At 38.6% G+C, this 15,506-nt stretch carries 10 protein-coding genes; 7 read left to right on the forward strand and 3 right to left on the reverse strand.

Annotation, left to right across the window (positions count from 1 at the left end):
* From dnaA to gyrB, 4 genes are all read left to right on the forward strand, one after another.
* Positions 1–1,392 carry a chromosomal replication initiator protein DnaA gene (gene dnaA / locus L3V46_RS00005; RefSeq protein ID WP_096732407.1) on the forward strand — a complete coding sequence of 464 codons (1,392 nt, stop codon included), beginning with the start codon at positions 1–3 and terminating at the stop codon, positions 1,390–1,392.
* A gap of 110 nt (positions 1,393–1,502) precedes the next feature.
* Complete coding sequence (gene dnaN, locus L3V46_RS00010) at positions 1,503–2,651, forward strand: DNA polymerase III subunit beta (protein ID WP_004718933.1); 1,149 nt, start codon at positions 1,503–1,505, stop codon at positions 2,649–2,651.
* 24 nt (positions 2,652–2,675) lie between these two features.
* Positions 2,676–3,758 carry a DNA replication/repair protein RecF gene (recF, locus tag L3V46_RS00015; RefSeq protein WP_004718931.1) on the forward strand — a complete coding sequence of 361 codons (1,083 nt, stop codon included), beginning with the start codon at positions 2,676–2,678 and terminating at the stop codon, positions 3,756–3,758.
* A 52-nt stretch (positions 3,759–3,810) separates the two neighbouring features.
* Entirely contained in the window at positions 3,811–6,279 is a 2,469-nt protein-coding gene (gyrB, locus tag L3V46_RS00020; RefSeq protein ID WP_034613335.1) for a DNA topoisomerase (ATP-hydrolyzing) subunit B, read from the forward strand.
* A gap of 162 nt (positions 6,280–6,441) precedes the next feature.
* Here the strand turns inward: gyrB and L3V46_RS00025 are convergent, their stop codons facing one another.
* A complete protein-coding gene (locus L3V46_RS00025) occupies positions 6,442–7,449 on the reverse strand; it encodes a putative solute-binding protein (RefSeq protein ID WP_004718925.1) in 1,008 nt (335 codons plus the stop codon).
* A gap of 1,019 nt (positions 7,450–8,468) precedes the next feature.
* Positions 8,469–10,403 carry an ATP-binding cassette domain-containing protein gene (locus L3V46_RS00030; protein WP_239044656.1) on the reverse strand — a complete coding sequence of 645 codons (1,935 nt, stop codon included), beginning with the start codon at positions 10,401–10,403 and terminating at the stop codon, positions 8,469–8,471.
* 469 nt (positions 10,404–10,872) lie between these two features.
* Between L3V46_RS00030 and L3V46_RS00035 the strand changes: the two genes are divergently transcribed.
* Positions 10,873–11,877 carry a putative solute-binding protein gene (locus tag L3V46_RS00035; protein WP_004718922.1) on the forward strand — a complete coding sequence of 335 codons (1,005 nt, stop codon included), beginning with the start codon at positions 10,873–10,875 and terminating at the stop codon, positions 11,875–11,877.
* 63 nt (positions 11,878–11,940) lie between these two features.
* Here L3V46_RS00035 and tyrS read toward each other — a convergent pair whose 3' ends face one another.
* On the reverse strand, positions 11,941–13,155 hold the full coding sequence (gene tyrS, locus L3V46_RS00040) for a tyrosine--tRNA ligase (protein WP_239044657.1): 1,215 nt from the start codon (positions 13,153–13,155) through the stop codon (positions 11,941–11,943).
* Between the two features lie 82 nt (positions 13,156–13,237).
* On the opposite strand from tyrS, the gene L3V46_RS00045 reads away from it, so the two are divergent.
* Both L3V46_RS00045 and L3V46_RS00050 read left to right on the forward strand, forming a co-directional pair.
* Entirely contained in the window at positions 13,238–14,365 is a 1,128-nt protein-coding gene (locus L3V46_RS00045) for an anhydro-N-acetylmuramic acid kinase (RefSeq protein ID WP_096732413.1), read from the forward strand.
* A gap of 287 nt (positions 14,366–14,652) precedes the next feature.
* Positions 14,653–15,495, forward strand: a complete 843-nt coding sequence (locus L3V46_RS00050; RefSeq protein ID WP_034613356.1) for an alpha/beta hydrolase — start codon at positions 14,653–14,655, stop codon at positions 15,493–15,495.
* Positions 15,496–15,506 lie beyond the last annotated feature (11 nt).

A 15,506-nucleotide genomic window follows, 5' to 3' on the forward strand; every position in this document is an offset into this window, starting at 1 on the left:
ATGCTTTGGACGGACTGCTTAACTCGCTTGCGACAAGAGCTCTCTGATAATGTCTTTGCCATGTGGATTCGTCCTTTGGTTGCAGAAGAAGTCGAAGATACTTTAAAACTGTATGCACCCAATCCATATTGGACTCGCTACATTCAAGAACATCATTTAGAACTGATTTCTATTTTGGCAGAACAATTATCTGAAGGTCGTATTCGTAAAGTCGAAATTTTAGTTGACTCGCGTCCTGGTGCAATTCTTTCTGCTGCTGAACAGCCTGCTACCACAACGGCGGCACTTGAAAGTTCTCCGATGCCTACACAGCATATCAAAGCCAAAAAAGACAAAGAATATGAAGTTGTTTCTGCAAAAAATGTGAAGAAACGACAACTTAACCCATTATTTAACTTTGCTTTATTTGTTGAAGGTCGTTCAAACCAAATGGCGGCTGAAACTTGCCGCAAAGTTTTAACACAACTCGGTGAATCTCAACATAATCCACTCTTTTTATACGGCCCTACAGGCTTAGGTAAAACGCATTTAATGCAAGCGGTTGGGAATGCCTTATTACAGGCAAAGCCAAATGCGCGTGTGATGTATATGACTGCGGAAAGCTTTGTCCAAGACTTTGTCAGCTCTTTGCAAAAAGGCAAGGTTGAAGAATTTAAAAAGAATTGCCGTTCTTTAGATTTATTGTTGGTTGATGATATTCATTTGTTGGCAGGTAAAGAAGCCAGTCTTGTTGAATTTTTCTATACATTCAATGCTTTATTGGATGAATCTAAACAAATTATTTTGACCTCTGACCGTTATCCAAAAGAATTAACTGAACTGGATCCGCGTTTAGTCTCGCGTTTTTCATGGGGACTATCGGTTGGGGTTGAACCACCAGATATTGAAACACGTATCGAAATTTTGCTGAAAAAAGCCGAAAGCAGTGGCATCGATCTGCCTCGAAATTGCGCTTTATTTATTGCACAACAGGTTGTTGCCAATGTGCGAGAGCTTGAAGGCGCTTTAAACAAAGTTGTGGCAATCTCACGCTTTAAGGGGTCTGCAATTGATCTAGAAGTGGTTCGTGAATCATTGAAAGATGTTTTGGCGATTCGTGCCCGTACCATCAGTACTGAAAATATTCAACGCGTAGTGAGTGAATACTTCCGTATTCCATTGAAAGAATTGGTGGGGCCAAAACGCACACGTATTTACGCACGACCACGTCAGTTGGCGATGGGGCTTGCGCGTGAGCTTACAGGAGACAGTTTCCCTGAAATTGGGATGGCTTTTGGCGGTCGTGACCACAGTACGGTCATGCATGCCTGTGAAAAAGTGCAAAGTTTACGCGATGAAGATCCAATTTTTAATGAGGATTATAAAAACCTCATGCGCCTGTTACAAAGTTAAAATTTGTACAAATTATGCGCTTGCAATGCGGCATAAACTGCCGCATAGTACGTCATTAAAAAAAATTTATTACCCACATTTTTGTCATATTTAGTTAGAGGAATTCCACCGTGCGTTTGAAAATCGCGAAAGAGAGCTTACTTAATGTTTTGTCCCATGTGGTTGGAGCAGTTGAACGTCGCCATACTTTAAACATTCTTTCAAACGTGAAAATTCAAGCTACAAATCAAGCCCTTACGATTACAGGATCGGATTTGGAAGTGGAGCTTGTGGCAAGTACAACTCTAGCTGAAGGTGCATGTTTACAAGCAGGGGAAACCACAGTTCCTGCACGTAAGTTGGTCGATATTTGTAAATCTTTACCAGCAGCAGCTTTGATTGATTTGCAGATCACTGAAGATCAACGCTGTATTTTAAAATCTGGAAACAGCCGCTTTGTTTTAGGAACCTTACCTGCTGAAGATTATCCATTATTAACCAATGAAAATAGCCAAGGCACTCAAGTTCAAGTCACTGAGCGTGAATTAAAACGTTTATTTGAAAAAACCTCATTTGCCATGGCTGTGCAAGATGTACGTTTTTATCTGACAGGTACATTATTGGAAATTGATGAAAATCAATTACGCGCAGTCACTACCGATGGGCACCGTTTAGCATTGTGTGAAACATTGGCGTCTTCAACCGCTGCACAATTGGTTCAAGCCATTGTTCCACGTAAAGCAGTCGGTGAGTTACAACGTCTTTTAAGTATCGAAGATGAGCAACTGACCTTGTTAATTGGTCGTGAATTGTTAAATGTTACCATTCAAACCTCTAGCCGCGACAAAGAACAAGGCGATATTACGGTACGTTTCACAACAAAATTAATTGATGGGAAATTCCCTGATTATCGTCGTGTGATTCCACGTGGCGGTGACAAAGTTGTAAATATTCCACATGATGTATTTAAGCAATCCTTACAACGTGTTGCGATTTTAAGTAATGAAAAATTACGTGGTGTATTCTTAAACTTTAATGCTGATTCTTTGCAATTACGTGCCAATAACCCTGAGCAAGATGAAGCGATTGAAGATTTAGCTATTCAATATGCCAATGCGCCGATGGAAATGTCGTTTAATGCGCAATATATTTTAGATGTATTAAGCGTTTTAGATGGTGATGATGTCGCAATGACCATGTCGGAAGCGAATCAGTCGGTATTGGTACAAGATCCAACCCAATCTAATCAAACTTATGTTGTGATGCCGATGCGTGTTTAATTGATTTATTTTTAAATCATAGCCATGCATATTACGCGTTTAAATATACAACGTGTTCGAAACCTCAAGACGGTTGCTCTGCATGAGTTGCAACCGTTTAATGTTTTTTATGGACAAAATGGTTCAGGCAAAACTTCGATTTTAGAAGCCATTCATTTATTGGCAACAGGTCGATCTTTTCGAACCCATATCCCTAAAAATTACATTCAAAATAATCAATCAGACGCCATTGTTTTTGCCCAATCTTTGACTGAAAAGATTGGTATGCAAAAGCTGCAAAGTGGTGAGCAGTTAATTAAAGTCAATGGTGATACTGTTGCAACCCAAGGGCAGCTTGCCAAAATCTTACCTTTGCAACTGATTGACCCATTAAGTACCGATATTATTGATCATGGGGCAAAACCACGTCGCCAATTGTTGGATTGGCTCATGTTTCACGTGGAACCAGATTTCTATCATGCGTGGCAATATTATTCACGCGCTTTAAAGCAAAGAAATAGCTTACTTAAAACCAAACGTAATCTAACTTTGCTCGATTTAGAGCCGTGGAACAAAATGCTCAGTGATTATGGTGAAATGTTGCATTCTCAACGGGTCGAGATTGTTGAGCAATGGAAGCTATATTTGCAAGAAGATTTGGCGCAGTTGCTACCCGATTTAAAGATTGAAATGGAATATAGTGCAGGGTTCCATGTGGAACATGGTTTGGCCAATGACCTGATTCAATATCACCAAAAAGATGTTGATCGACGTTATACCGAGTATGGACCGCATCGTGCAGATATCCGATTAAAAACCCCATTAGGCGAAGCGGATGTGGTACTGTCTAGAGGGCAGAAAAAGTTATTGATAATGGCTTTAAAACTATCACAAATTGCCATGTTACATGCCTGTAATAAAGAAACTGTGGTATTATTAGATGATGTGACAGCAGAATTAGATTTAAGCGCACAACAACGTTTAATTGAGCGATTGAGCCAACTTGGTAGTCAAGTTTTTATTACCACACTAGACCATGAATCAGTAAAAAAACATTTACATGATTTGTCTATTTCCTACCAGTTATTCAATGTTGACCAAGGTCAGGTAAGTGTTGTTGCAACATGATTTTAGATTTTAGCCAATTTTGGAAAGACCTATTTTTCACTAGGGAGAAACCATGAGTTCAGAAGATCAAATAGCTTCTCAAACAGAACCAACCATTGAAAAGGCTTATGATTCCTCTAGTATCAAAGTATTACGTGGTCTAGATGCAGTTCGTAAACGCCCAGGTATGTATATTGGTGATACTGATGATGGTTCAGGCTTACACCATATGGTATTTGAGGTCGTCGATAACGCGATTGATGAAGCTTTAGCTGGTCATTGTGATGAAATTTTAGTAACGATTCATGAAGATGAGTCAGTCAGCGTTGCAGATAATGGACGTGGTATTCCAACTGATATTCACCCAGAAGAAGGTGTCTCTGCTGCAGAAGTAATTCTTACGATTCTGCACGCAGGTGGTAAGTTTGATGATAATAGCTATAAAGTTTCAGGCGGTTTGCACGGCGTAGGTGTATCTGTAGTTAATGCACTTTCAAGCAAACTTGAACTTACGATTCATCGTGCTGGTCATATTCATCAACAAGAATATAAACATGGTGATCCGGTTTATCCGTTAAAAATTGTGGGTGATGTCGAAACCACAGGGACCATTGTTCGTTTCTGGCCAAGTACTGAAACGTTTAGCCAAACGATTTTTAATGTCGATATTTTGGCACGTCGCTTGCGTGAACTTTCATTCTTGAATGCGGGTGTTCGTATTGTCCTACGTGATGAACGTGTTGCCTTAGAACATGTCTTCGATTACGAAGGTGGTTTATCTGAGTTTGTAAAATATATTAACCAAGGTAAAACCCATCTCAATGAAATCTTCCATTTCACCACTCAAGCTGAAAATGGCATAGGTGTTGAAGTTGCTTTGCAATGGAATGATACCTATCAAGAGAATGTTCGTTGCTTTACCAACAATATTCCACAAAAAGATGGTGGAACGCATTTAGCTGGTTTCCGTGCAGCGTTGACACGTGGCTTAAACAGCTACATGGAAAATGAAAACTTACTCAAAAAAGAGAAAGTTGCAGTTACTGGTGATGATGCGCGTGAAGGCTTAACAGCAATTGTTTCAGTTAAAGTACCTGATCCTAAATTCTCATCTCAAACCAAAGAAAAATTGGTGTCGAGTGAAGTTAAACCTGCTGTCGAGCAGGCAATGAACAAAGCCTTTTCTGAGTATTTATTAGAAAATCCTCAGGCTGCAAAATCTATTGCAGGCAAGATCATTGATGCTGCACGTGCGCGTGATGCTGCGCGTAAAGCACGTGAAATGACACGTCGTAAGAGTGCGCTTGATATTGCCGGTCTTCCAGGTAAGTTGGCAGACTGTCAGGAAAAAGATCCAGCACTTTCAGAATTATACTTAGTCGAGGGTGACTCTGCGGGCGGTTCTGCAAAACAAGGCCGTAACCGTAAAATGCAAGCCATTCTTCCGCTCAAAGGTAAAATCCTGAATGTGGAACGTGCACGCTTCGATAAGATGATTTCATCTCAGGAAGTGGGTACGCTGATTACTGCATTAGGATGTGGTATTGGCCGTGAAGAATATAACCCAGACAAGTTGCGTTATCATAAAATCATTATCATGACCGATGCTGACGTGGATGGTTCACACATTCGTACCCTGCTTTTGACTTTCTTCTTCCGTCAAATGCCAGAACTTGTGGAACGTGGTTATATTTATATTGCACAACCACCACTGTATAAACTGAAAAAAGGTAAGCAAGAGCAGTACATTAAAGACAATGATGCTTTAGAAACTTATTTGATTTCAAATGCGATTGATGAACTTGAATTACGTGTCAATGCTGAAGCGCCTGCAATTCGTGGCGTAGCATTAGAGAAAGTGATTGCTGATTATCAAACCTCCCAAAAGAGTTTGCAGCGTTTAACCGTACGTTATCCTGCGACCTTGCTGGATGGTTTATTGAGTCTTGAGCATTTTAAACTTGATCAAAATCATGACCAAGATTATGTACAACAATGGGGTGAGAAACTTCGTGCTGCGATTGAAACAACGCAACCAAGTTTACGTCCAGTGTTGAGCTTGGAGTCGTTTGATAAAGAAACTGCTGATGGGCTTAAAACGACGATTTATTTCCCGCGTATAACGATTTATGTGCACAATTTACCGCATAGCTATTTATTAGATGCGGGTTTATTGGCATCGGGTGAATATAAGCGTTTATTGCAAAACTCGAAGAGCTGGTTCACCTTGTTAGAAGAAGGTGCTTATCTGCAAAAAGGCGAACGTAAAATCAACGTTTCGACTTTCCATCAGGTTTGGCAACACATTTTGACAGATTCACGTCGCGGCATGATGATCCAACGTTATAAAGGTTTGGGTGAGATGAATGCTGAACAGCTTTGGGAAACCACAATGGATCCTGAAAACCGTAATATGCTGCAAGTGACCATTGATGATGCGATTGAAGCCGATCGTATGTTTGCATGTTTAATGGGCGATGATGTAGAACCACGTCGTGCGTTCATTGAAGAAAATGCATTAAATGCAGATATTGATGCTTAATTAAACTCATTTTAATCAATAAAAGGGAATAAACCTCGGTTTATTCCCTTTTTTATAGCCCTTATTTTAATTTTGATAGTGCGACTGCTTCTATTTAAAACAAAAAAACCAGCTTATCAAAGCTGGTTTTTTTGTAGACTTTAGCTTATTTCAGCTAAAGTATTATTCACCACCTAGCGTACATTCAAAGTTGGCTTTATCTACTGAACAACGTGCTTTTTTCAATACAGACATCATACCTGCATCATAAATACCTTGTTTAGTCAGTTCTAAACGGCCATCACGCATTAATTTTTGATATTTCAGCTTATCTTCAGCGGTTAAATTCATTTTGTATTTTGCTGGAATAGTCGCTTCTAAGCGATTAATCATAGCAAAGCTTTTTGGCAAGTTTTTCACAAAATAATCACGAGATTTTTGACCAAAACCTGCAGGGAACTTTTCAGGACGGATGACAAAGTCAGCAGTTACTTGTAATACAGGGAAGTTAAACATTGCCCCATTTGCGCCTAAACCTTTTTGAATTTCAAGCGGTTTGTAGGCATAAGCTGGTGCACCGACCATATCAACTTGACCATTGTTGAATTTTGCAACAAAGTTGGTGATATCTGAAGGAACTGCTTGTGCACCAACACGTTGTACCAGAATTTTTTGAGCGCTGTCATAGCTTAACACAGCAAACTTTTTCCCAGCGGCTTTTTCAATCGAGTTGATATTTTTATCACGTACAAAAATAAATGCTGAACCAAGTGGTGCAATACCAGCAACTTCGTATTTTTTACCACCCAAGGTTGTGGTCATTTTTGCAGCATTACGTGCATCTAAGGCAAAAGTAATGGCTTTTTGTGCTATCGCATTACTTGGCACACCACCAATAGAGTCGATTGAACCCACAAATTTATTGTATTGACGCGCACGCATTGCAGTCATAAATACGCCATCGCATTTGCCTGCTTTAAAGTCGTTATCTGCAACAGCTTCATCTTGTTTTGGAATGAGATTGATATCAGCGCCCCAGCTTTTTGCTGATAATGCCCATTCTTGTGCCATTTGAAATGATTCACCTGACTTACCTAATAAGTCAAATACGCAGACATCTGTCGCAGCTTGAGATGCTGAACTAAATCCAACGATTGAAGTTGCAGCAATAGCGAATGCAATTTTTTTCATATTTTCGTCCTTATCTATTTATCCATCTTTAGGAACTTTTCCATAAGCGCAATATTAATCAGCTTTGTTTGAAAAAAATAGAGCATTTACTCCATTTATTATTTTTTTTTTGACAATTATTGTGAATTAGCGACTTAACTCTCATTTCATCGACAATCTTTTTATAAGTAAATCAGTTTTTTAAGTCTGAGTTATGCTTTTTCATTACAAATTGTTCGAAATTCATGATCTATGTAATTTTAAATAATTTTGCTGAAATCAAAAAAATTAGATGAATGTTCATTATAAAAAGCGACGAACGGTTAAATTTTGCACTTGAATTTTGTTCTATTATTAACCAAAATAATGTTGATAAGTATGTGGGTAACTTTGCAATTAAGCCTAAATTCGATCAATACAGACTGATTTAATCACATATAAAACTTCAAAATCATTAAAAAATGCTCTCAAAGAATGAGTCAGAAGAACTGTTTTAAAATTTTAACTTATCCACAAGCAATTGATAAAAAACATTTTTAAATTCAAATGAATTGTCTTTTTTAAAGCCTTTTTTGCTATTATTTAGGTGTGCTAATATGTTCCACGGTGGAAATTGTCTATTATAAATAAAAGTTATGATTGTATTTTGTCGATTTAAAGATGCTTTTAGGCTTGGACGCGGCTGTTGGATGTGGTTTGGATGTTGAATAAAATAAGCTTATGATTTTTATTGGATTATTGTGATAAAAAGCCTTCTTTTTGATCTGGGGGAATATAGAGTAATGAGAAACAATACCTGAGCGTGTTTGCATAGCGTGGCTATGTATTGAATTACTGATGATTTATGAGAAGAGGTATAGAACTTTAAATTTTGTTAAGGCGATGAAATTGCGGTTAAAACTTTAAATAAATAGTTTTATTAATTAACTTATTGATTTTTAATTATATTTTATTAAAAAGCTAGAAAAGGCATTTGCCTATTTCTAGCTAATTTGAGGGGCTTACTGTCTTTAAAAGCACTTTTTAATTAAAAGCGCCTTTTAATCGAAAGAGCTTTCTAATGTTTCTAGTTCCATCATCAGTTCAAGCATTTTTTCTTCAGCTTGTTCTAATTTTACTTTTAACTCTGTCTGTTCATTCATGAGTTTGAGTAAATCATCTTTACGGTTTGCCTCATAAAGGGCTGAGTCTGCAAGTAATGCTTCAATTTCTGCAAGTCTAGGTTGAATTTTTCCAATTTGGCTTTCAATTTTCTCGATATTTTTACGAATAGGACGGCTCAGTTCACGTTGACGAGCAGCTTCTTTACGTTGTGCTTCTTTATCGAGTTTTGAAATAGTTGGCTTTTCAACCACCTGAGATTGAACAGGTGCGCTAGGCTGTTGTCCATTCTTGATCATATCGATACGTGCTTGACGTAACCACGTTGCATAATCTTGTAAATCCCCGTCAAATTCCTTGCTTTGACCTGCATGAACCAAAATAAGTTCATCACAGACTGAAGCGATCAGCTGACGTTCATGGGAAACTAAAACCACAGCACCTTCAAAATCCTGTAAAGCCATCGTAAGTGCATGGCGCATATCTAAATCTAAATGGTTTGTCGGTTCGTCGAGAATTAAAACATTTGGACGCAGCCAGACGATTAAAGCCAAAGCCAAACGCGCACGTTCACCGCCAGAGAAGCTTTCGCTTGGGGTGTCCATACGTTCACCACTAAAGCCAAAACTTCCTAAAAAGGAGCGTAAAGCTGCTTCACTGATCTTTGGGTCAGCGATGCGAGAAAGTTGTAACATCGGGCTGGCATTGCCATCTAAAGCATCCATTTGGTGCTGGGCAAAATAACCAATATTGAGTAACTCAGAATCTTTACGTAAACCTTGAATCAGCGGTAAATCACCGACTAAAGATTTAATTAGGGTCGATTTACCTGCACCATTCATTCCCAGTAAACCGATACGACTGCTTGGTGTAATCTGTAAATTTACATTGGTGACAATTAATTTATCGCCATAGCCAATATCTGCATGTTCGAGTGTGAGCAGCGGTGAACTCATTTTGCTTGGTTCACGGAAACTAAAGGTAAATGGATTATCGACATGTGCAGGGGCAAGTTCTTGCATACGTTCAAGTTGTTTAATACGGCTTTGCGCTTGTCGTGCTTTAGTCGCTTTGGCTTTAAAACGGTCAATAAATTTTTGTAAGTGTGCTTTAGCTTCTTGTTGCTTTTCAAACGCTTGTTGTTGTTGTGCTAATCGCTCAGCACGTGTGGTTTCAAAAGTAGAGTAGTTGCCGGTATATAAAGTCAGTACTTGATTTTCGATATGTAAAATATGATCTGTGATTGCATCTAAGAAATCGCGGTCATGTGAAATTAAAATGAGCGTGCCTTCATATGCCTTGAGCCAATCTTCTAGCCATAAAATTGCATCTAAATCTAAATGGTTGGTTGGTTCATCGAGTAATAGTAAGTCTGAGCGACTCATCAGGGTGCGAGCAAGATTTAAACGCATCCGCCACCCACCAGAGAAACTTGAAACCAAGAGTTCTGATTGATGCTCAAAAAAACCTAAACCGGCCATCAGTTGAGATGCTTTAGATGCAGCTGTATAGCCATGAATTTCTTCAAAACGGCTATATAAATGTGCTAACTCATCATTACTCAAATCTTCAGAATGGTTTAATTTGTCTTGGATGAGCCAATATTCTTCATCGCCAGATAACACAAAATCAATAGCTTTCATATCTAAGGCTTTGATTTCCTGAGCCATATGGGCAACGGTCCATATATTTGGACGGGTTAAGCTACCGCTGTCTGACTCCATTCCACCCAAAAGTGCTGAGAACAATGTGGATTTACCCGCACCATTTACACCTGTTAAACCAATTTTCCAACCAGGATGAAGTTGCATAGACGCTTTTTGGAATAAAATGCGTCCACCACGGCGAATTGAAAGTTGGTCTAACTGAATCATAGGAAACTGACTATTGAATATCGGATGCGGTATAGTAAAGGATAAATGGTAGAGTTCAAAAAATGTATTTGATAAAAGAAGTGACAAAATGTCTTTTCTTGAGTGAAAAGCACAATAAATTGGGTAAATAAGATCAATTCAAAAAAAACAAACAATGCTTTATTGTGAATGCTTCAATAAAAAATGTGTATATCTCCCAAACCAACAGCAATCATTAGAATATTTTAATTTTACAACCACTCAATAAAAAAACCGCTCAATCAAATCAGCTCAGCCACTTATTTTTATCAGAATTTTGTCCTGAATTTTTTATTTCATCTAAAAGTTGGTTAAAAAACTAACACAAAATATCCAATTTATGTAGAATTAATCACAGTATCACCTAAAAATGTGTAGTTAAAGTAAAAGACTCGGATTGCTTTTACATCTACAAGGATAAATCTATTTATAAAAATATGGACGTTAGATGATGAATAAAATTGGATATTTACCGATTGTTTTTTCAGTTTTTTTTTCACCTCTGCTACAGGCAAAACAAAATGTGTGTGTGTTTGATTTACTGGGTAAAGCGGGTGAATCTTATAAACTCATGGAAGAATGGGCTTTAGCAGCCAAAGCATGGGGTGCTGATATTAATTTAACCGTGTATCAGTCAGAAGAAGCCGTGGATAAAAATTTTAAAACCAATAAATGTGATGCCGCGGCAATGACCACGATGCGTTCACGTGAATACAATAAATTTGGTGGTTCTATTGATGCTTTGGGCGGAATTCCCAACAATGAAATTGCCAGAAGAGCGATCAACTATGCCTTGGATAAACGCAATGCAAAAAGATTGGTTTCTGAAAAAAATGGGGTCAAATATGAATTGGCAATGATTACCCCGATTGGTATTGCTTATATCTTTGTTAAAGATCGCGCAATGAATACTTTAGAAAAGGGCAAAGGTAAAAAGTTTGCCTATCTGCATTATGATCTTGCACAAAAGGTTGCCGTTGAACGTGTAGGCGCAATCGGGGTTCCTTCTGATATTTTTAATTTTGTGAAAAAATTTAATGATGGTGAAGTGGATGCGATTGCTTCACCAGCCTATGCCTATAAACCATTGGAAATTTATAAAGGTTTAGGTAGCAATGGTGCAATGTTTACTTATCCCGTAGTGAATGTGACTGCCGATTTAATTATTAAACCTGAGCAGTTTCCAGAAGGTTTTGGTATTAAGTCACGTGAGTGGGCTGTGAAGCAGTTACCAAGTTCATTTAAGAAAATAGAAAAAATGGAAGCTGAAATTCCAGCAAAATATAAATTAAATGTATCTAAGGATGATGCACTCCGTTATCAGAAATTATTGCGAGAAGGGCGGATTGAGTTAACAAAAAGAGGGGTGTACGATCCTGTGATGATGTCGGTACTGAAAAAAGCACGCTGTACGGTAGATCGCACCAACTTTGAATGTTCACTTGCAGGTGAATAAATTTATTCAATAAAAAAGCCATCAATGTTGATGGCTTTTCTGGTTTTATTGGCTTAGACGGGATTAATCGGTAAAGGTCACTTTTGCAATGGCTTTTTTACTTGCCTGAATGACTAGAGTGACATTTTCTTTCACAGTGAAGTTTGCATCCACAACTTCCCAATCTACTTTTACGGCTCCACGTGAAACAGCATCTTTAGATTGTGCTGAATTCTTGGTTAAGCCTGCGGCACGTAGAATAGACACAATCGAGATTTCTCCATTGTATTCACCACGAGAAATAGTCACTTCAGGCGTACCTTCAGGTAGCTCGCCTTCTGTGATTAAGTTACCCGCACCTTTATGTGCATGTTCAGCAGCTTCTGCGCCATGGAAGCGTTCAACCAACTCAAGTGCAAGAATTTTCTTAATGTCTTGCGGATTACGACCTTCAGCCATTTCTTTGAGAAGAACTTCAATTTCGTCCATAGACTTAAAGCTGAGTAATTCAAAATAGCGTTCAATCAAGCTGTCAGGCATAGACAATACTTTTTGGTACATTGCGCCAGGGGCATCAAATACACCAATATAGTTGCCTAAAGACTTCGACATTTTATTAACGCCATCCAATCCTTCTAGGATCGGTACGGTAATACATACTTGCGCTTCTTGATCATAACGACCTTGAAGAGTACGCCCCATGAGTAAGTTAAAGGTCTGGTCTGTACCACCAAGCTCAACATCGGCTTCAAGCGCGATAGAGTCGTAACCTTGAACCAAAGGATATAAAAACTCATGAATAGCAATCGGTTGATGGCTATTATAGCGTTTAGTGAAGTCATCACGTTCTAGCATACGCGCAACAGTTTGCTGCGAAGCCAATTGAATCAAATCCGCAGCGGTTTTTGTTGCAAACCACTCAGAGTTAAAACGAACTTTGGTTTTATTTGGATCAAGAATTTTAAACACTTGTTCTTGATATGTTTTGGCATTTTCTAAAACTTGTTCACGCGATAGCGGTGGACGAGTCGCACTCTTACCTGTTGGGTCACCAATCATGGCGGTATAATCACCAATCAAGAATGTGACATCATGACCAAGATCTTGAAACGCTTTTAATTTGTTAATTAAAACAGTATGACCCAAATGTAAATCTGGGGCAGTTGGATCAAATCCTGCTTTAATTTTTAAAGGACGATTTTCTTTTAGTTTCTTCAGAAGATCTTCTTCAGAAATAATTTCATGAGTGCCTCGGCGAATGAGGGCAAGTTGTTCTTCAGCCGGCAGGAAATTTGACATTACAAAAACCCAAATACTTCAGTTAGACTATTTGTGCGATATACTAACATTTTTTCAGCATAATGCAGGCGAAGAATATCTCATGACAACAATCTATATTGGCGTAATGACTGGAACCAGCATGGATGGCGTCGATTTTGTTGCTGCTTCATTTGATCCTTTACATATCCATGCCACGCTTACAGTCGCTTTTGATCCTCATTTACGCGATGAATTGATGGCATTGACCTTACCTGATGATAATGAAATCGATCGAATGGGTAAGGCTGATGTCGCTCTTGCAACCATGATTGGCAATGGCATTAACCAACTTATACAAGAAAATAATTTAGATAAAAGCCAAATTAAAGCGATTGGTTGTCATGGACAAACTATTCGGCATCGCCCAGAACACGGGTTTACTTTACAAATTGGTGATCCAAATATTATTACGGAAATTACTCAAATTCCTGTGATTTCAGATTTTCGTCGTCGTGATATGGCGGCAGGTGGGCAGGGTGCTCCTCTAGTTCCAGCGTTTCATCAAGCTTTATTCCAACATTCAACCATTCATCGAGTGATTCTCAATTTAGGGGGGATTGCCAATGTCAGCATGCTGCCTGCTGGTGATGAGCAGAATGTTTATGGTTTTGATACAGGTCCTGCCAATATTCTTATGGATGCGTGGTGTCATCGTTATACTGGGCAACCTTATGACGAAAATGGCAATTGGGCAGCTTATGGTCAACCGATACGTTCATTGTTAGATCGCCTTCAATCAAATGAATACTTCTCTAAAGAACCTCCAAAAAGTACAGGGCGTGAAGACTTTAACTTGGAATGGTTAGATGAGCAGATTTTAGATTGGCGCAATGATTTAGAATATGATGAATTAGAAGATACCCCTGAAAATATTCAGGCAACGTTGATGAAACTCACGACACGTGCCATCAAGAAAGCCATTTATCGTTCGCCTCTAGATACGGGTGAGGTCTATGTTTGCGGTGGAGGTGCTTATAACTCACATCTACTTGAACAACTCCGTTGGCGTCTACGTAAGCACAATTGGTCTGTACAATCGACTTCTGCATTGGGCTTAGCACCGACATGGGTAGAGGCAACTGCATTTGCATGGCTCGCCATGCGCTTTGACCAACAGTTAAGTGGCAACCTACCTGCTGTTACGGGGGCAAAAGGCTATCGTATCTTAGGCACGATTACAGCAGTTTAAAAATAAAATGATTGCTAAGGTGAGTGATACACCTTAGTAATCAATATTTACACAAGAACAAAAGCGCTGTAAAAACAAATGAAAGCAACCAGAATGGGATAAATTTTGCTGATATATAACGACTACGGATTATTGTTCTTTAAAAAGAGAATTCATTTTTTGCTTAGTAGCCTGAGATATTTTGTAGAACAATGATCGACCTGTTTAGCGCTGAGATTGTCCTTTACTGCTGTTAAAAAATAGCGCATAAGCTTCCACTATCAATAAAAATTAAAACTGAGATCACAATGAACTTAGCGATACAGAAACAGCGCATAGAATCATTTCAAAGAGAAGGCTTCAGCTTTGATGTGATAGATTCGGGTCCTTTAGATGGACAGCCTTTTGTCTTGTTACATGGTTTTCCTGAAACCAATAAAAGCTGGCAAGAAACTGCAGAGATCTTGAATCAAAACGGTTATCGTACTTTTGCTGTTAATCAACGTGGTTATAGTTTAGGCGCACAACCGCAAAACCGCCGTGATTATAGAAGTTCTACTTTGGTTGAAGATGTAAATGCTTTAATCGATATGATTCAACAACAGGTTTATTTAGTTGGACATGATTGGGGAGCTGTAGTGGCTTGGGATGTTGCTCAACGCTATCCTGAAAAAATAAAACATTTGATTACGATTTCTGTACCGCATAAAGCAGCATTTATGCGTTCGATGTTCAGCAGTAATCAATTGTTAAAATCTTACTATATTGGTTTATTCCAGTTACCTAAAATTCCAGAATTATTATTCGAGAAATTACCGAAGTTGGGTCTAGGTTTATTAAAAGATTCAGGAATGACCGCAAAACAACTCGAAGATTTCCAACAAGACATCGTGGTGGAAAAGCGTCTAAGTTCTGCATTAAATTGGTATCGGGGACTTCCATTTAGTTCAAATAAAAATTTAACCCAACCAGTTTGTGTGCCGACTTTATTTATTTGGGGCAAACATGACTCGGCGATCGGTTCTAAAAGCGTTGCCTTAAATCATCATTATGTAAAAGCAGCTTATAAAGAAATTGTGATGGATGCGACGCATTGGATTCCAGTGCAGAATGCAAAACAATTGAGCCAACATATTTTAGAAACGATTTAAGCTTGATGTCT

Origin of the sequence: Acinetobacter sp. AG3 (genome assembly GCF_022343575.1) — a bacterium.
GTDB lineage: Bacteria > Pseudomonadota > Gammaproteobacteria > Pseudomonadales > Moraxellaceae > Acinetobacter > Acinetobacter guillouiae.